This window comes from Nostoc sp. CALU 546 (genome assembly GCF_048836525.1).
This window is the reverse complement of sequence record NZ_JAWJTF010000147.1, coordinates 1-19,669: the sequence shown is the minus strand read 5'-3', so window position 1 is coordinate 19,669 and position 19,669 is coordinate 1. Positions and strand designations below refer to the sequence as shown.

The following is a 19,669-nucleotide window of genomic DNA, read 5'->3' as shown; positions in this document are numbered from 1 at the left end:
TTTGTCATCAAACTAAAATGACAGATACCATACTAGCCTTGAGTATCTTTGTTTGTCGATCGCCATCGCTACTTTATGGCATGTTAGTGTTGGAGGTGCTATTGATGCCAATTTGCCTATTAGTAGTTTAGACGAATTACCACAAACCCACGTTGCACGACGCAATTTGAAAAATAGTGTCTTCCATCGTTGTCTCTCATGTTTCCGTCGTGGATTTTTAGTGATTAAGGCTGCCGTTCTTAATCGTCTTCCCCTACCTCAAGGTAGCTTTTTCCCTGAACCTTGGCCTTCCTTGACTCCACAACTCCATGTCTCTCAAATCACCCTCTCTACTGCCTGATTTTTAAATACCTACCCTTGAAAGGTAGGGAGTGGGGAGTGGGGGATGGGGAATGGGGATTAGGGATTAGGGATTAGGAAAATTCTTTCCCTGTCACTACTCCCTACTCCCCACTCCCTATTTTTGTTCTGCTGGTAAAATCTTGTTTTGTAGCCAAGCCATTGCTTTATCTAGCACTAAGCCAACAATACCGATATAAACTAGAGCTAAAATCACTTCGCTGACGTTGTTATTTTGATAAGCGTCCCAGATAAAGAAGCCAATTCCGACAATACCGGACATGACGATTTCGGCGGCGATAATCGCTAACCAAGCTAAACCGATCGCAATTCTCAAGCCGGTAAAGATGTAGGGTAATGCCGCCGGAATCAAAATATTAGTGAAATATTCTTTGCGGCTAAGTTGCAGAACTTTGGCGACGTTGTTGTAATCTTGGGGAATTTGGGTAACACCGACAGCAGTGTTAATTAAGATGGGCCAAATGGCGGTGATGAAGATTACGAATAAGGCTGCGGGTTCGTTTTGTCGTAAAGCTGCTAAAGAAATGGGAACCCAAGCTAGAGGTGGTACTGTCCGCAGTAGTTGAAAGATGGGGTCTAATGCTTTGGACATGGTTTTATTCACCCCAATCAAAATGCCCAAGCCAATACCAACGATCGCAGCTAGGGTATAACTGATAGCAACCCGTTGCAAACTAGCGAGAATCTGCCAAAATAGACCTTTATCAATGCCACCTCGGTCATAAAATGGCCAGAGAATCAAAACCCAAGTGTCTTGGATAACCTGTATTGGCCCTGGTAATGTGGCTCCCGGAGTCCAGGCGAATAATTGCCAGAGAATCAGGAAAATTGCGATCGCGATCGTTGGTGGTATAAGATCGGGAAATTGCTTTTTCAGGCTGGATATAAAGCCATTACTCAATCTAGGGTTTGCAGGGCGTTTTTGGGCGAGTGTCATGATGCTGTGTTCTCCTCAAATTTTATTTGTTATTTGTCATTTGCAATATCTCTAGACGCGATGAATCGCGTCTCTACAAGAGAGGAATTGCATCTCTATTTTTTGATTTTGAGACTCTTCAAATATTCTTCTGGCTTTTCGGGGTCAAATTTGATGCCATCAAAAAACTCTTCTACACCACGGGATGTATTTGTAGGAATATCAGCAGTAGCGATGCCAGCTTCTTTGGCAGCTTCTTTCCAAATATCTTCGCGGTTGACTTTGTTGATAAGTTCCTTAGCTTTAGCAGCATTATTGTCTAGGTAATCTTTTGGCAAGAATCCCCAACGAACATTTTCAGTGATGAACCACAAATCATGACTCTTGTAGGGATAGGAAACACTACCTTTTTCATCTTTCCAGTAGTAAGCAGCCATTGATTTATCATCAATCTTGCGACCATCACCCATGTCATATTTGCCTTGGTATGGATCTGCTAATATTTCCGGTGAAGAAAGATTGAAATAATTACGTCCAGCGAGAATTTGAGCCGCTTCTTTGCGGTTGTCAAAATTATCTAACCACTGTTGGGCTTCCATAATTCCTTTTAAAATTGCTTTGGTAGCCTTGGGATTTTTATCAACCCAGTCGCCTCTCATGGCAAGGTATTCTTCAGGATGATTCTTCCAAATTTCTGCGGTTAATGCTGCTACGTAGCCGATTTTGTCTTGCACCAAGCGATAAGGCCAAGGATCGCCTGTACTAAAGGCATCCATTGTTCCTGTTTTCATGTTGGCTACAGTTTGCGCCGCTGGTACTGTGAGCAATTTGACATCTGCATCTGGGTCTAAGCCACCTGCTGCTAACCAGTAGCGAATCCATAAATCTTGGTTGACGTGGGGAAAGGTGAATGCAGCAGTGAAGGGGGTTGAGGATTTTAATTCGGTAAATAGGGACTTAGCGCCAGCGAGTTGTAAGCTAATACCTTTGCCTTGGTGCTTGCTGGCGATCGCAATTCCATTTCCATGTGTAATTAATTGACATAATACATACATGGGGATTTTTTGATTGCCCTTGGTAATTAAACCTTCTGAAATTAAATGTGGCATTGGCATCTGCCATTGACCGCCATCTATCCCACCACCGGCAGAACCAATTTCTACGTTGTCTCTAGCTGCACCCCAAGAAGCTTGTTTGGAAAGGTCAACATTAGTCATCCCATACTTTGCAAAAAAGCCTTTTTCTTTAGCAATAATTAAAGGAGCCGCTTCTACAATGGGAATATATCCTAACTTGACTGTAGTAGTTTCTGGTGTTTGTTCAGGGCTAATATTAGCAACCGTTTGAGCAGTTGGCTGTGCTTGAGTGCTTCCACCAGTTAGGTTTTCAGGAGGATTACCCAAACAGCCTTTGAGGAATACAGCACCCGCAGATGCTCCGGCTGTGAAGATGAATTTGCGGCGAGAAATTTGATTAAAAAATTCTGTCATAAATATCTCCTGAAAATGTAAATGTTATTTTTATAGCTATGACAATTTAGGCAAAAAACCTTATGTTTCTTGCATTATTAATGATTAATCAAGCTATATTTGACCAAGCGATCGCAGCCATTTCATCAATGAAATAGCTAGCTATATAAAAACTCGGTTAAATTATTGGCTCTGCTTTTCTAGTGTGATGCAGAGGTGTCATTCACCTTGTTGAAATCAGTTTACAGCCTTTGAAGCCGAAATTGTTAACTTGGAGTCGGGATTATTAAACAAATATTAGATTGGATGTATAAGGAAAAATTTATCTATTTTCCTTAACTATAGGAATAATTTTTAATATATCAACTATTATTTATGAAGACTATTGTGTTTACTTTATGATTGACTATCTTCACTTCTTTTGTAACTTAAATTTTAGTAGTAATTTGTCATCTATAAGTTTTTATTTATCACAGCTATTATGTTATCTCTATAATTTAGGAATCGTACTGCGATGAGAGCGAGATGGTAAGGCTGGGAAAGCTGTAGACCTAAGTAAACACCCCAAATAGGTGTATTTCTTATCCAGCGATCGCAACTATCTGCCATTTCCAACACCACGAAGAAACCCCGTCTCTTTAAGCAGCTGCCGTAGCTCTTTGTGACGAAGTTTCGTATCCTTGTTGTTGTTTTCCCACATATCAGAAAAGAAGTCTTGCATCAGCGCAATGATACTGCGGTACTTGACGATGCTGGCAACATAAAAATTATCTAACTTCATGACTCCATCAGCATGTATCTGCTCAATGTTGTCGAGTAATATAGAGCGCAGTTCATAAGGTTTTAAGCCTTCTTTTATGCCATATTTTTCCATAATCCGGCGTTTATCGTTCTCCGAACACAAATCATATGGCGCTCGAATCAGATGACCAAGATTCCGCAGAACTTCTCCGTAGTCATAAAATCTGTTCTGCTTAAAAAAAGACTCTTCATCTTTCGTCAACGTAAAACTCTTATCAAGTACCAAACCAAAATCGGTCAAATATGTCCGCTTACCGTCGGTGAGGATATTGCGAAAATGTGCGTCAAAGTGGATGATTCCCTTCGTTCTCAAAAAGGTAATCGTCGTGCGTAAGTCATTTAGGGGTTTTTGAAGTTTGTTGGGGTTTTCCCGCAGCCATGTTTCCAGAACATGGGGTATGTACTCTAGAAACAGAACCAACTCATAGTTGGCGATCGCTCTATCTAACATATAATTGCCGGCGTTGGTACTATTGCCCCAGTACTCCACATAACTTTTTAGACGCGATCGATCAACATCCGCCCGCCGCCCGGAGAAAGGAATAATCCGATAATGGTACATCAGTGGGAAAGTGGCAATTACGCCCGACAATACCCAGTTGGTTGTCTTGATATGGGTAACAAGTTCCCGAAAGACTCCAAAACCAGTGGAACCGAAGCCGTAATTACAGTAAGTCGGCAGATTGTAGAGGTTTCTGGTGGAGAACAGGTTGTCATATTCGATGTTTGTAACCGGAACACGTTTCACAAAGACCTTAGATTCCCCAAGGACGATGGTGTGATTCATTCCCCAACCCGTACTCGACTCATGCGACTCACTATTGTCAAATAGAGAACGCAATTGTGCATTATCCAACTGAGCGATTTGTGAACTGAGCTTGAAGTACCTCTTCCTTCTAAGTTCTATATGCTTCTTAGGCATTTTCACCCGTCCAGCTACAGTATGAGAAACTTTAAAACTATTCTGATACCAATTCAATTAATGATTGCAACACATCCTTGGCTCAAGACGCGATGAATCGCGTCTCTACAAGGCAAACAATGGGAGTAGTTTACGTAGTGTATTCGGCGTTAATCTTCACGTAGTCGTAACTCAAATCACAACCCCAAGCTTTACCCACACCATAACCATTGCCAACGTTAACGGAGATTAACACCGTATCCTGTTGCAGATAAGCACCCGCCGCTGCTTTTTTCAAATAAGCACTTGCTGCTGCACGGTCAAATTGCAGAGGTTGTCCATTTTCTAACATTAAGAAATCCCCTAGCTTAATTTGCAGGTTTTCTTGCTCAAATGCTACACCTGCACGTCCGGCGGCGGCGGCGATGCGTCCCCAATTTGGATCGCGGCCAAAGATTGCAGATTTAACTAAGGATGAACCGGCGATGGTTTTGGCTATTTGTCGGGCTGAGAGTTCATCATGAGCGCCAGTCACTTCCACTTCAATGAGACAAGTTGCACCTTCACCATCACGAGCGATCGCTTTGGCTAAATGCTGGCAAACTGCTGTTAACATCGCCTCTAATTTCTCTGCTTCTGCACCCCATTCTATAATTGCTGGGGTGCGAGATTGACCGTTTGCCAAGGCAATTAAGCTGTCGTTGGTGCTGGTATCACCATCCACAGTGATGGAATTAAAGCTTCTATCAGCTGCTCTTGCTAACATCTGTTGCCAAAGGTGAGGCGAAACCACAGCATCACAAGTCACAAATGCCAGCATGGTTGCCATGTTGGGGTGAATCATGCCGGAACCTTTGGCAATGCCGCCAATTCGTACTGGGCGATCGCCTATAGTTGTCTCTAGGGCAATGGATTTAGTTACCAAGTCTGTAGTGATAATCGCTCCGGCGGCGGCATCTGAGCCTGTTTCTGATAGTGCTGCTACTACCTTGGGAATCCCGCTTCGCAAAGCATCCATCTTAATTCTTTGACCAATCACACCAGTGGAAGCTAATAATATAGATTCAGATGGAATGTTTAATGCTTGACCTACTGCCAGAGCAGATTCTAAGGTATCAAGGTAGCCTTGAGTCCCTGTAGCGGCGTTTGCTTGTCCAGCGTTGCAGAGGATGGCACGAGCGCTTTGTTTGGCTTGCAAGCGTTGGCGACAATATTCTACGCAGGCAGCTTTCACTTGACTAGTGGTGAATACACCCGCTGCGATCGCTTCTGCTTCTGAGAAGATCAAAGCTAAATCTGGTAACCCCGAAGGTTTCAACCCTGCGGTAATTCCCGCCGCTTGATACCCCCTTGGTGCTGTGATACCACCTGTTATTTCTTGCCAATCTGCCATTATTTTTCCTTATAACTATTAGGTTAAATATGTCAATTTGTGCTTAAAAAAGTTCTGAGGGCTGAGTTAGGAGTCAGGAGTTATTAGTTTTTCCATACTTCCTCTGCTTCCCAGTCTCCAGTCTCTTTTATTTGCTGATGGCAATAATAATGCACTAATTGACGATTGGCATAATTGTTTTTATCTTTCGTCATAAGAAAGGTAAAAGTAAAAAAAGGAGAGTTACTGAGGTCGCTCTCTAGATTATCAAGGTGCATCTACTTATTGCACTCTCTCATTTATCGAACAGAATAAAGGCGTGAGTCGTCAGAATGGGCTAAACCTTAGCTATCCGCTAAGGTTTAGCCCATTCTGACTTCTGAATTCTTCTTCAACTTCTAAGGTTTAATACTTATTAATTGAGATTATTAAAAATAATCTTATGAGATTATCCCTAAATATTAGAAAAATAAAATAAAAAAGAGAGCCACTTAGGCAGCTCTCCAGATCATCAGGGTGCATCTACTTACCACAGCATATCATTTCAAGTATGCGGGTTGTCACCATCTTTTATATGAAGATTTTGTAAAGAAGCACCGAGAAAATACTTACTTGGGAATTGGGTACAGGTGAAAAACCTACTGCAACTCCCCCATACACTCCTCATCCAGCAATGTTCTGTCTTATTAGTTACGATGGGTGAATAAGTTCGTAGTAAGGACTTTAGTCCTAGATTTTTAAGCACTGAAGTGCTTACTACAAACTCATCATATTTAACTCAGTTTGGGGGTTTAAGTCCCCTGGATTTACAGGCACAACGTTTTGATGCCTAAGCTAAATCCCCGGACGCTCTCTACGAGACGCTAAAAGCGAACGCAGACTCGCTAACGCAAAACGTAATTACGAATTATGTTAGCGACGCAGGAGCGTCATTACGAATTACGAATTCCGCCTTGCGGTACTAAGCGTTCAGTTTCTTCTCGACCAATTCGTTAGTCAGCTTAGGATCAGCACGTTTACCTGTCTTTTTCAGAACTTGTCCAACAAAGAAGCCTTTGAGGTTGGTGTTACCGTTGCGATACTTTTCTAGTTCTTTGGGATTGGCGGCTATAACTTCATCAATGATGGGTTCTAGTACACTAGGATCGGTGATTAACTCTTGACCTGCAAAGGCTTTCTCAGGAGAAACACCACTGAGCAAATCTGGCAGCTTTTCTTTAGCTTGAGCATTACTAATTTTGCCTGTTTCAATGCGAGTGATGATATCTGCTAAATTGATGGGAGTCAGGGCGATTTCAGTAATATTAAGTTTTTGCTTATTGAGGTAGGCTGCAATATCTTGAGTAATCCAGTTAGCAGCAGCTTTGGGATTTGCTCCAGCTGCGATCGCAGTTTCAAAATATTCGGTTACTGGACGATCTTCTGTCAATACTCGCGCATCATAAACTGAAAGCCCTAACTCATTTTCATAATGATGGCGTTTTTGGGCTGGTAATTCTGGTAATTCACTACGCCATTGCTCTAATTGGGCATTTGTCACCTCAATTGGTGCTAAATCTGGTTCTGGGAAGTAGCGATAATCGCTAGAACCTTCCTTTACCCGCATACTACTTGTGCGTTGAGCGCCTTCTTCCCACAGCCGAGTTTCTTGGATGATGCGCTCCCCTGCTTCGATTGCGGCGATTTGGCGCTCAATTTCGTAATCAATCGCCCGTTGGATGGCGCTGAAGGAGTTCATGTTTTTAATTTCTACCTTAGTGCCAAACTCCTTTCGTCCGACTGGACGCACAGAAATATTGACATCGCAACGCAGAGATCCTTCTTGCATATTGCCGTCACTCACACCGAGATAGCGGACAATCCGACGCAATTCTTCAGCATATTCAGCAGCTTCTAGCCCAGAACGCAAATCCGGCTCTGAGACGATTTCGACTAATGGTATACCTGCGCGATTGTAGTCTACTAAAGAATAGGAAGAACCAGAAAGGCGATCGCTACCTGCGTGTACCAATTTCCCAGCATCTTCTTCCATGTGCAGACGGGTGATTCCAATGCGTTTGCGAGTTGGATTCCCCTCAGCATCTACCAACTCAATTTCTAACCAACCGTGTTCTGCGATCGGTAAATCGTATTGAGAAATTTGGTAATTTTTGGGTAAATCAGGATAAAAATACTGTTTTCGGTCAAACTTGCTATATTTAGCGATTTGACAATTCAGTGCCAAACCAGCTTTAACGGCGTATTCTAATACTTTTTCATTGAGTACAGGTAAAACCCCAGGCAAACCCATGCAAACCGGGTCAATGTTAGTATTGGGGTCAGCACCGAATGCCGTAGAGCTATTAGAAAAAATCTTGGTGTTAGTACTTAGCTGACAATGGGTTTCTAGACCAATAATCGCTTCATACTCAGTTTTTACAGTCGTAGCAGTCGTCATAATATCACTATTTCAGCATAATCCTTCTTAGGGTACTATTGTAGCGGCGTATTGAGTTGCGCTGAAGACGGTTATTTGGGTGAGTAATGCTTACCCTGTTGAGCTTGAAAAAGAAGGTGCAAACCTAAAGTGAAGAAAATCTTGATTATTGGTTCTGGGGGTGCTGGCAAATCTACCCTAGCCCGCGAATTGGGAACCATTTTAGGCTTAGAAGTCATTCACTTGGATGTTTGGTACTGGAATCCTGGTTGGGTTGAGACTCCAAAAACTAAATGGCAAAGTATTATCCAAGACCTAACCTTGCGAGAATCTTGGATTATGGATGGTAACTATGGTGGTACTCTCGACATTCGTTTGTCGGTTGCAGACACGGTAATTTTTTTAGATTTTCCCCGGCTTTTATGTTTGTCGCGAGTGATTAAACGTCGCTTGATGTATGCTGGGAAATCCAGACCTGATATGGCATCAGATTGTCCTGAAAGATTGAATTGGGAATTTCTTAAATATATATGGTCATACCCAATTATTCGTCGTCCTGGAATTCTAGAAAAACTTAGTCAAGTAACACCAAACCGACAAGTTATTATTCTCCGCAAATCCGCAGAAGTCAGAGATTTTTTGCAAAATATTTCCCGCCATTAAAATTTACTAAATTGATAGACAAGTATGAAAGATTTGATTGCTTCCCTTATTCGTCGTTATTTAGGACTTACGCATTAACAGAAAATACCAAATATGGATTCTTTGAAAAAGCACGTCTGTCGTAGGGGTTTAGCACTGCTAAACCCCTACAGATGACCATCGAAGAACGATTAATAAAAGGCTGAAACGACCCATTTCTATAAATACACGCAAATTAAAAAATGCCTGGGAGTGTTGCCGTGTTTCCACCCCAGGCATTTTTTATTCTTAACTTGCTCCTCACACACAAATAGAGGATATCACTACTTCTATCAAATAGCAAGTATATTGAGTGACACATCTAAAATCGTACAAACAATCTAATTTCTGACAAATTAAAAAGCGCTTGGGAGTGTTGCCGTGTTTCCACCCCAGGCGCTTTTTATTTTTAACTTGCTCCTCACACACGATTAAAATATATCACCACTCCTATAAAAGAGCAAGTATATTGTGTGACACTTTCAAAACCGCACACTTGAGGGTCAATGATTTAGTGTAAAAAGTGACGTACACCAGTTAAAACCATCAGTAAACCTAGTTCGTTAGCAGCTTTGATTGAATCTTTATCGCGCAAACTTCCTCCTGGTTGGACGATGGCTGTAATTCCTGCGGCTGCGGCTGTTTTCACCGAATCATCGAAGGGGAAGAATCCATCGCTAGCTAGAGTTGCACCTTTGGCTTTTTCCCCGGCTTGTTCTAGGGCAATTTTAACTGAGCCGACACGGTTCATTTGACCAGCACCTACTCCTAGTGTAGTGCGATCGCTTGTCACAACAATGGCATTGGATTTAACGTGTTTGCAAACTTTCCACGCAAACAGCAATTCGGCTAATTCGCTGTCGGTGGGTTGACGTTCAGTGACTACTTGCCATTGACTGGTGTCAGCAATTATATCATCGCTAGTTTGGACAAGGAAACCACCTGCGATCGCTTTTACTGTATCCTTGGGGCCACTGCTCAAATCAGCTAGAGTCAAAACCCGCACGTTAGATTTTTTGCCAAGGATTTCTTGCGCTTCGGCATCACAACTTGGTGCAACCACACATTCCAAAAATGTTTTGGTTAATTCGCTGGCTGTCGCCGCATCAATTGGACGGTTGAGTGCGACAATTCCACCAAAAGCAGAAGTAGAATCAGCATTGAAAGCTTTTTGGTACGCTTCGGAAATAGTACTTCCCAGTGCAGTGCCACAGGGATTTGTATGTTTGATAATCGTTACGGCTGGGGTATCAGTGAATTCAGCAATAATTCGGCGTGCGGCTTCTAAATCAACCAAGTTATTGTAACTAAGTTCTTTGCCTTGGAGTTTGGTCGCGGCTGCCCATCCCGTTGGAGTAGTACCAGTTTGATACCAGGTGGCGGGTTGATGGGGATTCTCGCCGTAACGCAGAGATTGCAATTGTGTACCGTTGAGGGTGTACTGCTGTGCTTCTGCGAGATAAGATGCGATCGCTTGATCATAACTAGCAGTGTGCGAAAATCCTTTTAAAGCTGCCTTTTGGCGAAACTCTAGGGATGCTTCGCCGTTATTTTGGCGCAATTCCTGCAAATACTCGTCATACTGTGCTGGATCGCATAATACAGCGAGATGGGCGAAGTTTTTCGATGATGCCCGTAGCATAGCCGGGCCACCGATATCAATTTGCTCAACAGCTTCTAATAATGTTACCCCTGGTTTAGCGATCGTTTCCTCAAAAGGATATAAATTCACCACCACTAAATCAATCGGGCGAATTTGGTTATTTTCTAAATCTGTAATATCTTCGGGAAAATCGCGCCGTGCCAAAATCCCACCATGAATTCTGGGATGCAGCGTTTTGACTCGACCACCTAAAATTTCTGGAGAACCTGTGTAATCTGCAACTTTGGTGACAGGGAGTCCCGCATCTTTGAGGGCTTGGGCTGTTCCCCCACTGCTGATTAAATCAAAGTCGAATTCTTCAACCAAGCTACGGGCTAGGTCAATTATACCAGTTTTGTTAGATACACTCAGCAGGGCTAGACGCGCCATTGATCAATTCCTTAAAAGTAGGCTAGAAGCGAAGGATCTCAAGTTTTGCATAAGCCTTGCTTCACTTCAAGACCATAAGGATTGAAGGAGACAGGAGGAAAACTGCCTCCTGCCCCAATACTTGTCGGTTAAGGGGGAAAGGGGAAGGGGGAAAGGGAAATTAAAAACCTTTAACCCAAACCCAGTAACCCTTTCCCAAAACCAAACTTTGGGTTCAAAATGCTTAACCGAGTAAGCTAATAGTCATTCATTTTTCCAGAATGATTCGCTTGTAGTAAGGGCTTCAGCCCTGCTTTTATGCAACTTAAATGCCGATTAGCTTAGTATTGCCTCCTGCCCTCTGCCTTCCTTGATAATATTGACTCGTGTAATTTATATCCTTATACCAATTTGAAAAAAGAATGCGACAAATAGACCATTTGTAGAGACGCGNNCGCGTCTTTACCCAAGGATGTGTTGCTGTCGAAAATACTGGAAATAGCTAAAAATTAGGCGTTGATTTAACCAACAGGTACAGCAACATTATTTAGGATAGGCTGACGGGTTTTGAGGTCAAATTTGAATCCATGTGGCAAGATATGAAGCTTTGCTCCACAAATTGCCAAAGACTCATCCTTCAAAATTTCGCCCATATTGTTGTATGTAGCTTCTGATTCATCAACAATCGTAACCGCACCTGCACCAATCACTTCAATTTGGTGATCTGTCACTACCATAGCGGTATTTTCGTCAATACCAAATCCCAAAACAGCAGGTTCTAGTATTAAAGCTGAAATTAAGCGTCCCAAGCGTCCCCGCTGAGAAAAATGCTGGTCAATTACTACCCCTGGTAAAAATCCCATACCTGGGCCCATTTCAACAGTTTCCATCCGAGGATGTGTCTGTGAATCACCTTCCACAATCATTTTATCTGGCATCACAGCAGCACCCGCACTTGTGCCTGCGATAACTATACCTTCAGAGAAACGTTTGTGAATCGCCACATCGATTTCGGTGTCTTTGAGGATGCTGGTAATTCGAGCTTGGTCTCCCCCTGTAAAAAATACCCCAGTTGCTTTACTAATTGCTTCCAATGCGGTAGATGAAGATGCATCTTCGCGGGTTTCTGTATCAATAATGCGAGTATTTTCGGCTCCCAGGCGTTCAAACACTCTGATATAGTTTTCTCCCACTTCTCTTGGTAGTTCCGTTGCTGCTGTCAGAATTACAATGTGCGCCTTTGTACCCCCAGCACGTCGTACAAAATCCCGCAAAATTACGGAATCGCCATCTCTATCTTCGGCTCCCCCAATAATTACCAACTGCCGTTTGATATTACTTTCCATTATTGATGACTCCTGATTTGAGTTAGTAAATTTCACTAAACCATGACAATTAAAACTATCAAACCATCCTTATGGTAGATTGCTTGATAGAAGTAGGATTAACATTTGCGAATCAAAATTAGACCAAAAGATTTTCCGAAAAATTACCTAAATTTTCACTTACTAAATAAAATCTACAACGTCAACTGCCTCTAGAGTTATTTTCTAGAGGCGTTGTTAGCTATACTGCTAAGTGTTGATTGGAGATTTATCGTGCGATTGTGAGTAATTTGGTATTAACTCTAAATGGCAATTCCTAATGAATCCGACTTCTGTAAAGTAAGTTAGTTAAGAAAAAACGCGCTTGTTCTAGTGGTAGATGTCTGGGTTTGCCTTGGTAGACAATTTGATACTCATTCATATCTGCCCCATCTCCATGTCCAGAGATCAGCTTTTGGTGAAAAGCTTCCTCAGCAAGTTCTCGAATTTCATCTCTTAGAGCAGCTTGTGTGCTATTCATACCTTTGCTGTCTTTTTGATACCTCACTATTTATACAAATTCTTGGGTGAGGTTGCACCCTTCAAAAGTTATAGCTTTGATTACTCGTCAGGATGAATTGACTGTTGTTGATTCCCGGCTGAGGAATGGAGATTGAATTATGCCTTAAGATAGTTAAAAATACTTAACAATAGAGTTAGGGTGGGTTCTGATTAGCTTAATTGCAAAGCCATCACTCTCCAAAATAAATGTGAATCAATCTACAATCAATAAGTCTGAGAAACCAGAACTCAGAATTGAAATTTCAGGGTGTTTAGCCAAAGGTTCGTAATCAATGGTTCTACAAAAAAGCAGTGATTTAGTCCGCATTAATGCTAGAAGAACGGATGTATTCGATATTTTCAACTTCAAGCATTATTTAGGACCTAACCCTTATTTAAATATAGGGTCGCTAGTATTTGATTTTGCTCTAGTTGACTCTAGAGAGCCTTTGCCCATTGAAGATTATATTGCCAGCATTGGCGATCGCTATCCAAAACTGCGCGATCAAACTTACGAATCCCATGCCCATTTATTTGCCCAAGTTGTGTCCGAAGTCGGAAAACTGGACATGGATTTACACCTTAACCACTGGAGTGTTAAGCCATATCCAAATCTGACACGGATTAGCATCCAATCACTACATGAACGCACAAGCAGAGAAGTAGTTTATTTTGTTTGGGATTGGTTTGAAGCTATTACCCAAGACGAAAAATTCGCCTTTGATGGAGAACTAATAAGGCTACAAGATAGATTTCGCGCATCTGTCTACGGTGGTCCTACAGTTTACGCCCTATTGCGAACAGCCTCCGAGAAAGGTATTCCTGCCTTTTATTTGTGGGAAGAAGGATTAATGCAATACGGCTGGGGAAAAAAACACGTCCGGGGGGTAGCAACAACATTTAACTGTGATAGCCATCTAGATTCGGAGTTTACCACCCGCAAAGATGACTGTAAGGCATTTTTGAAAACCTTGGGTTTCCCAGTGCCTAAAGGTGATATTGTCTTTTCCGAGAAGGAAGCCTTGGCGGTAGCAAGAGAAATTGGCTACCCAGTAGCAGTTAAGCCAGTGGTAGGTCATAAAGGAATTGGCGTCACGGCTGACATACAAGACTCAAAAGAACTGGTAGCTGCTTACAATAGAGCAGTGGCAGCCATTCCCGAAGATCAGCTAACCCGAATAATTGTTGAGAAAAGCATCTCAGGATCAGATTTTCGCTTGTTGTGTGTCAATGGCCGATTCGTCGCCGCCACAGAACGCCGTCCAGCATCGGTTGTCGGTGATGGGTATTTAACTCTTGCAGAGTTAATTCGCGAAGAAAATCGCAAACCTGCACGTTTAGATACGCCAACCTCACCAATGAGTAAAATTCAGATTGATGAAGCGATGGAACTCTATCTAGACGAACAGCGCTTATCATTAGACAGCGTGATTGAGAAAGGACGCACTGTTTACTTGCGGAAAGTTGCAAATCTTTCAGCCGGAGGTGTAAGCATCGATGCAACCCCGACAGTTCATGATGATAATATTATTCTGGCGCAAGATATTGCCCAACATTTTCAATTGACTTGCCTGGGGATTGATGTCATTACCAAAAGTCTTGCAGAATCTTGGAAATCCAGTAATTTTGCCATCCTGGAAATAAACGCTGCACCAGGCGTTTTAATGCATCTTAAACCTTCTGTTGGTGAAAGCGTTGATGTGCCTTCTCATATTTTAGAAACCTTTTTTGAGTCTGGTACAGATGCGAGGATACCGATTATTACCTTCAATAAAATCTCTGTTGAAGAACTGCAAGCGACAATTGACCATATCCTTTTGCAACATCCCGATTGGACAATAGGTGCTGTTTGTCGTGATGCAGTTTTTGTGAATCGCTCGAAAAAAGTATTAAGCAAAGATTACAACACCAATGTCCAAACTTTGCTGCGCCATCCCAAACTTGATTTGCTGATTGCTGAGTATGCAGAAGACATTTTAGAAGAAGAGGGGATGTTTTACCAGAGTAGTAATATGGTAGTTTTGGATAATCCTACCGAAATTGAAATGATTTTGGTGCGGGATGTTTTCGATGGTTCAACTGTGGTGATTAGAAAAGGTAATGATATTTCTATTCGTCGCAAAGGGTTGATTGAAGATTATACTCTGGGTGAAGATGAGCCATTTACGCGGGTTTATTTGAAAGAAACCGGGACGATTTTGTGAGTTAAGTGAATAGGTGATTGGGGAACTCGGGGCCCCCTCTGGGGATTAGGGGCAATGGGGACTGGGGACTGGGTAACTAGGATCAGTTTACTCCCGATTCAAATCTTTAAGTGTACCCAATCCCCCGGATTTCTCACCACACTTCTTAAAGCCTGCGCTTGTGCAGGGAAAAAGTAATAAGTAATAAGTAATAAGTAATAAGTAATGAGTAGAATTTATTACTTCTTACTCATTACTCATTACTCATTACTTCTCCTCTGCTCCATCAAACGCCTTAAGCTTGTGAGAAATGCGGGAATCCCCAATTCCCTGTTAAAGCTTTCAAAGGTGGAGAGAGAGAAAAGAGCGCGTGGAGTCAGTTAAACTAAAGAAGAAATTGCTTAATAAGTTTTAATAATTCTGTTATGAGTACTGACTCACCTGTTAAGTCTCCCGAAAAACCTGAATCCACATTCGGGAAACGCCTGAGAAACTTCTTAATTGTAATGGTAGCGATCGCACTTAGCGTTTCCCTCGTCTTAGGATTGCGAACTGAAACAACCTCGGCAACTCTAGCTAAGTTAAGCGAGACTTCCACACCGTTAGAAGTAGCAATCAGCAACGGCAAACCATCTCTAGTAGAGTTTTATGCTGATTGGTGTACTGTCTGCCAAAAAATGGCCCCAGATATCACTCAACTAGAAACCGAGTATGCTGGCAAGATGAATTTTGTCATGCTAAATGTGGATAATACCAAGTGGCTGCCAGAAATGCTGAGATATCGGGTGGATGGGATTCCCCATTTTGTATTTTTGAGTCAGCAAGGAGAAACCATAGCCCAAGCCATAGGCGATCAACCCCGGACAATTATGGCAAGCAATTTAGAAGCTTTGGTTACTGGTTCGTCTCTTCCTTATGCTCAAGCTAGCGGCAAAGTTTCCAAGTTTTCAGCCCCAGTCGCACCAACGACTAATCAAGATGACCCCCGTAGTCATGGCAGCCAGGTGGTAAATTAGCAAAAACAACAGTAAAAATGAAATTCACACAGGAAGACTTATACTTAATGCGATCGCTGACAAAATTTCACTTTTAAGCCATCACGAGGACGAGAGAACGGTAGTAAAACCCTCTCAAGATTTTGTCCAGGGAGCAGTTCCCATTCATAGTCACGGATTAACATAGCTGCAAACAACTTCATTTCCAGTCTGGCAAACTCTTTACCTAAACATTCTCGGATACCACCACCAAAGGGTATGTGGCTAAAGATTTTTTTGTCCTCAGCCCGTTCAGGAGCAAAGCGCTGCGGGTCGAAACGTTCAGGCTCAGTATAAACATTCTGATCTTGATGAGTCTCCGGGATTTGGTAATGTACATTCCAGCCCTTGGGAATTAAGTATCCACCAAATTCGCACGCCTCAATCACCTCCCTAGATCCACTGCGAACTACTGGAGGGGTGAGCCGTAGAACTTCTTTGAGAACTTGCTCTAGGTAGGTCATTCGCTTGAGGTTTTCTTGAGTAAGGGGTTCTATGAACCCTAACTGCTCTTGTTCTGCACGGGCAGCTTTTAACACTTCTGGATGCTGGGCTAGCAGCAAACATAAGGAAGTCAGTGCTGAAGTCAAGGTTTCATGTCCAGCGACTAGCAATGCCAAAACGTTATCCTTCACTTCCTCTAAACTCAAACAATTTCCCTCCCCGTCTCGCGCTTGCAACAAAATTCCTAAGACATCTTGATTTAAGGAAGGATTTTGCTGGCGTTGGTAGATCATCTCATCAATCCTGGCAAGAAGTTGTTCACGAGCGTGTACTGCGCGATCAAACTTACTCCCAGGTAATCGAATCGGAACTGATAACAATCCTTCTCCCCAAGTTTCATAGACTTTTTCTAAGTTCTCGTCCGAGGCTGTATCAACTCCCACTAACAGCTTACAGGCAACATCAAGGGTGTATTTTTTCAGTTCAGAATACCAGGTCATTGTACCCAAGCGTTCCCATTTATGCAGATAGCTGCGGGTTATTTTCTCCATTATGGAGACATATCCTGCTAAAGCTCTGGGCTGGAAAGCTTGTGACAACTGCTTACGCAGATTTTGGTGAGGGATGCCAGTTTTCATCCCAATAGAACCTGCTCCCAATAACACCTCAAAACTTAAAGGGTTAGTCATGGCCAATATCTGACCCTCGTTAGTGAACAGAAAACGGCTGGCTTCTGCCCCAATCAGGACAATTGTCTTCTGACCCAATAAATGAGTTTTGAAGATTGTTCCATGTCTCTGCTGTCGCTGCTCAATAAAACGTCCTGGATCGCGCAAATAGCTCATTGTTTCGCCAATGATAGGTAAGCCCAAGTTACCAGGGGGTAATGGGAGGCGCTCTTTAGAGAAAGTTGTCATTTTTATTGTGGGAAAAAAGGTATTATTTTAGTTACGGAACAGTATCGTAAATTTATAAGAGTATGTCAATCGGTAAGATTTCATGAGTGAATCTGTCAAAAACTCGCCCGGACGACCTCGGAGTGTCCTATCACATCAAGCCATCCTCAAAGCGGCCTTGGATTTGTTAGCGGAAGTTGGATATGAACGCATGAGTATTGAAGCGATCGCAGCGCGTGCTGGGGTAGGGAAACCTACCATCTATAGGCGTTATAGTTCTAAAGAAGAACTCGTAGCAGATGCTATTGAAAGTTTAAGAGAAGAAATATCAATACCGGATACTGGTAGTCTTTGGAGTGATCTCGATCTCATCATTGAGAGTGCCGCCAGAACTACCCTTACTCCCTTGGGTCGTCAGATTAAAGCCTTGATCCTCAGCACCGCTTCGAGTAGTCCACAGTTTGCCCAGGTCTACTGGGCAAAATACCTACAACCGCGACGCCAAGCCTTCCGAGTCGTGATCGAGCGTGCAAAAACAAGAAACGAAATCCAGACTGACACAGACAGCGATTTAATCTTCGACTTGATGAGTGGGGCAATGCTCTACGCTCAAATCTTTCCTCCCGCCTCTGAGCCTTGGGAGGCACATATTCGACGTGCTTTGAAGCTTTTCCTGAAAAGCAATTTCCCTACCTAATCCCCAGTCCCCTGTCCCCTGTCCCCTGTCCCCTGTCCCCTGTCCCCTGTCCCCTGTCCCCTGTCCCCTGTCCCCTTCATGTAAGAGATTGCCGCTTGAGACGCTTATGAGCATACATTAATTCGTCAGAGCTAGCGATTAATTGTTCCAGTGACATATTGCTTTCTGGTGAGTAACGCTCTATCCCCATACTCATTGAAAGTTCATAGCTACGGTTTTCCTGTTGATTAAAGTTGGCAATATTTGCTTGCAGATACACTTGGATGCTATCAGCGTCCTTAAAGTAGCTGGAGATGAAAACAATGAACTCATCTCCACCTAAGCGGGCAACAATATCCGAGTTCCGAAAACTTTGCTTGAGTAATTGACCAGCATCAGTAATCAAGGCATCTCCTATATCGTGACCAAGGGTGTCGTTAATCTGTTTTAGCCCATCTAAATCAATGAAGATCACCCAGCAGAATGCTTTCGTGTGGTGAGCAATTTTTAACTCTTGTTCAGCCATCAAGAAGAAACCACGTCGGTTATGCAAACCGGTTAATTCATCAGTCAGCGATGCTTGTTTGCGGTTGCGAACTTCCTGAATAAGTTCCATCTGAGCGATCGCCTGACGGCTTAAGCGACGCAGTGCATCTAACTGCTGGTAACTTAGATGATGAGGAATGGTATCTAAAACACACAATGTGCCGATTGAAAGACCATTGGGCGTAATTAGAGGGACACCAGCATAAAAACGAATTTTGGGATTACCTTTGACTAGGGGATTGTTATTAAAGCGATCGTCATGAATGGCGTTCGGAACCACTAATATATTTTCTGGTTGAAGAATGGCATGGGAGCAAAAAGACCCATCTCTAGGTGTTTCGCTCACTTTTAGTCCAACCTTAGATTTAAACCATTGGCGATCGCTATCAACTAAGCTAATTAAAGCAATTGGAGTCTTACAAATGTAGGCAGCAAGAGCAGTTATATCATCAAATGCTTCTTCAGGCAGGGTATCCAGTATATTGTATTCCGCCAGTGCTTTGAGCCTTTCTGCTTCATTGTCAGGTAAAGGAACACCTTGGGTTTTCACAGATAAGTGTCTGAGCCTTAGCCAGAAAATTCTGGGACGCTGGAAATTTTGCAACAACTGTAAGATTACCTCTCCAGCAGCAAGGCTGCGTGACATAAACATCTCTGCAACGACAATCAACATTCTGTTGAATATACAGAAATATTGTATTATATGATGTTCTTCATGCCTTTGGTTTGCTCTATTGTTCATGTCACCCTGGCTTTCACTGTGCAAAATCCCTGAATATGTAAATGCTTACAAGGTCTTTTGCCCAAAGCCAGCTTGAAAATAATTAATTATAGCTAAAAATTATCAAAACTTATTATATCATCAGGCTTCCTTCGTCAAAACTTGATAATTTTGATACCGCTAATTTGTATAGATACACGGAAGTTGTGAGGGTCGGCTTTCAACTCCTGCAACTTCTCTTTCTGGTCTTTATAATCCTTCTCGATCATCTCTGCGTAGACACGCAGAGATAGGCTCAAGAATAGTTACAGCAGAAGTTCTAATTTATGCAGAATTTTTCTCTATGACCAAACCAAGTTGTTTGAAAAGTTGCCTCT

Annotated in this window: 15 protein-coding genes; 5 read left to right on the top strand and 10 right to left on the bottom strand. The window is 42.6% G+C overall.

From position 1 onward, the window contains the following. Positions 1-52 precede the first annotated feature (52 nt). Positions 53-340, top strand: a complete 288-nt coding sequence (locus RRG12_RS39210) for a hypothetical protein (RefSeq protein ID WP_420762911.1) — start codon at positions 53-55, stop codon at positions 338-340. A gap of 117 nt (positions 341-457) precedes the next feature. Here the strand turns inward: RRG12_RS39210 and ntrB are convergent, their stop codons facing one another. The 5 genes from ntrB to gatB form a co-directional block, all read right to left on the bottom strand. Then, a complete protein-coding gene (ntrB, locus tag RRG12_RS39205; RefSeq protein ID WP_420762910.1) occupies positions 458-1,297 on the bottom strand; it encodes a nitrate ABC transporter permease in 840 nt (279 codons plus the stop codon). Positions 1,298-1,392: 95 nt separating this feature from the next. Continuing rightward, a complete protein-coding gene (locus RRG12_RS39200; protein ID WP_420761637.1) occupies positions 1,393-2,766 on the bottom strand; it encodes a CmpA/NrtA family ABC transporter substrate-binding protein in 1,374 nt (457 codons plus the stop codon). 577 nt (positions 2,767-3,343) lie between these two features. Continuing rightward, positions 3,344-4,468 (bottom strand): hypothetical protein, encoded by a 1,125-nt coding sequence (locus RRG12_RS39195; protein ID WP_420761636.1) that lies wholly within the window; start codon positions 4,466-4,468, stop codon positions 3,344-3,346. 130 nt (positions 4,469-4,598) lie between these two features. Further along, positions 4,599-5,840 carry a bifunctional ornithine acetyltransferase/N-acetylglutamate synthase gene (argJ, locus tag RRG12_RS39190; protein ID WP_420761635.1) on the bottom strand — a complete coding sequence of 414 codons (1,242 nt, stop codon included), beginning with the start codon at positions 5,838-5,840 and terminating at the stop codon, positions 4,599-4,601. A gap of 940 nt (positions 5,841-6,780) precedes the next feature. Next, positions 6,781-8,256: an Asp-tRNA(Asn)/Glu-tRNA(Gln) amidotransferase subunit GatB gene (gene gatB, locus RRG12_RS39185; RefSeq protein WP_069073997.1), complete on the bottom strand. Its 1,476-nt coding sequence runs from the start codon at positions 8,254-8,256 to the stop codon at positions 6,781-6,783. A 129-nt stretch (positions 8,257-8,385) separates the two neighbouring features. Here gatB and RRG12_RS39180 point away from each other — a divergent pair, with 129 nt between their 5' ends. Further along, positions 8,386-8,898 (top strand): DNA topology modulation protein, encoded by a 513-nt coding sequence (locus RRG12_RS39180; RefSeq protein WP_420761634.1) that lies wholly within the window; start codon positions 8,386-8,388, stop codon positions 8,896-8,898. 529 nt (positions 8,899-9,427) lie between these two features. Here the strand turns inward: RRG12_RS39180 and purH are convergent. The 3 genes from purH to RRG12_RS39165 all read right to left on the bottom strand — a co-directional run bounded on the left by purH (position 9,428) and on the right by RRG12_RS39165 (position 12,772). Beyond that, positions 9,428-10,948 carry a bifunctional phosphoribosylaminoimidazolecarboxamide formyltransferase/IMP cyclohydrolase gene (purH, locus tag RRG12_RS39175; protein ID WP_420761633.1) on the bottom strand — a complete coding sequence of 507 codons (1,521 nt, stop codon included), beginning with the start codon at positions 10,946-10,948 and terminating at the stop codon, positions 9,428-9,430. Between the two features lie 500 nt (positions 10,949-11,448). After that, on the bottom strand, positions 11,449-12,273 hold the full coding sequence (locus RRG12_RS39170; protein ID WP_420761632.1) for a cyanophycinase: 825 nt from the start codon (positions 12,271-12,273) through the stop codon (positions 11,449-11,451). 295 nt (positions 12,274-12,568) lie between these two features. Then, the gene (locus tag RRG12_RS39165; RefSeq protein ID WP_069074004.1) at positions 12,569-12,772 is read right to left on the bottom strand and encodes a hypothetical protein; all 204 of its coding nucleotides are present in this window, start codon (positions 12,770-12,772) and stop codon (positions 12,569-12,571) included. Between the two features lie 313 nt (positions 12,773-13,085). Here RRG12_RS39165 and RRG12_RS39160 point away from each other — a divergent pair, with 313 nt between their 5' ends. Together RRG12_RS39160 and RRG12_RS39155 are read left to right on the top strand one after the other, a co-directional pair. Continuing rightward, entirely contained in the window at positions 13,086-14,996 is a 1,911-nt protein-coding gene (locus tag RRG12_RS39160; protein ID WP_420761631.1) for an acetate--CoA ligase family protein, read from the top strand. Positions 14,997-15,400: 404 nt separating this feature from the next. Continuing rightward, complete coding sequence (locus tag RRG12_RS39155; protein WP_420761630.1) at positions 15,401-15,991, top strand: thioredoxin family protein; 591 nt, start codon at positions 15,401-15,403, stop codon at positions 15,989-15,991. A 44-nt stretch (positions 15,992-16,035) separates the two neighbouring features. Here the strand turns inward: RRG12_RS39155 and RRG12_RS39150 are convergent, their stop codons facing one another. After that, positions 16,036-17,370 (bottom strand): cytochrome P450, encoded by a 1,335-nt coding sequence (locus tag RRG12_RS39150; protein WP_420761629.1) that lies wholly within the window; start codon positions 17,368-17,370, stop codon positions 16,036-16,038. Between the two features lie 82 nt (positions 17,371-17,452). Between RRG12_RS39150 and RRG12_RS39145 the strand changes: the two genes are divergently transcribed. Continuing rightward, positions 17,453-18,046 (top strand): TetR/AcrR family transcriptional regulator, encoded by a 594-nt coding sequence (locus RRG12_RS39145; protein ID WP_420761628.1) that lies wholly within the window; start codon positions 17,453-17,455, stop codon positions 18,044-18,046. A 76-nt stretch (positions 18,047-18,122) separates the two neighbouring features. Here the strand turns inward: RRG12_RS39145 and RRG12_RS39140 are convergent, their stop codons facing one another. Further along, positions 18,123-19,217: a sensor domain-containing diguanylate cyclase gene (locus tag RRG12_RS39140; protein ID WP_420761627.1), complete on the bottom strand. Its 1,095-nt coding sequence runs from the start codon at positions 19,215-19,217 to the stop codon at positions 18,123-18,125. Positions 19,218-19,669 lie beyond the last annotated feature (452 nt).

Coding starts and splice junctions, on each gene's coding strand:
- ntrB (WP_420762910.1), bottom strand. CDS start 1,297: ATGACACTCGCCCAAAAACGCCCTGCAAACCCTAGATTGAGTAATGGC.
- RRG12_RS39200 (WP_420761637.1), bottom strand. CDS start 2,766: ATGACAGAATTTTTTAATCAAATTTCTCGCCGCAAATTCATCTTCACA.
- RRG12_RS39195 (WP_420761636.1), bottom strand. CDS start 4,468: ATGCCTAAGAAGCATATAGAACTTAGAAGGAAGAGGTACTTCAAGCTC.
- argJ (WP_420761635.1), bottom strand. CDS start 5,840: ATGGCAGATTGGCAAGAAATAACAGGTGGTATCACAGCACCAAGGGGG.
- gatB (WP_069073997.1), bottom strand. CDS start 8,256: ATGACGACTGCTACGACTGTAAAAACTGAGTATGAAGCGATTATTGGT.
- purH (WP_420761633.1), bottom strand. CDS start 10,948: ATGGCGCGTCTAGCCCTGCTGAGTGTATCTAACAAAACTGGTATAATT.
- RRG12_RS39170 (WP_420761632.1), bottom strand. CDS start 12,273: ATGGAAAGTAATATCAAACGGCAGTTGGTAATTATTGGGGGAGCCGAA.
- RRG12_RS39165 (WP_069074004.1), bottom strand. CDS start 12,772: ATGAATAGCACACAAGCTGCTCTAAGAGATGAAATTCGAGAACTTGCT.
- RRG12_RS39160 (WP_420761631.1), top strand. CDS start 13,086: ATGGTTCTACAAAAAAGCAGTGATTTAGTCCGCATTAATGCTAGAAGA.
- RRG12_RS39155 (WP_420761630.1), top strand. CDS start 15,401: ATGAGTACTGACTCACCTGTTAAGTCTCCCGAAAAACCTGAATCCACA.
- RRG12_RS39150 (WP_420761629.1), bottom strand. CDS start 17,370: ATGACAACTTTCTCTAAAGAGCGCCTCCCATTACCCCCTGGTAACTTG.
- RRG12_RS39145 (WP_420761628.1), top strand. CDS start 17,453: ATGAGTGAATCTGTCAAAAACTCGCCCGGACGACCTCGGAGTGTCCTA.
- RRG12_RS39140 (WP_420761627.1), bottom strand. CDS start 19,217: ATGTCACGCAGCCTTGCTGCTGGAGAGGTAATCTTACAGTTGTTGCAA.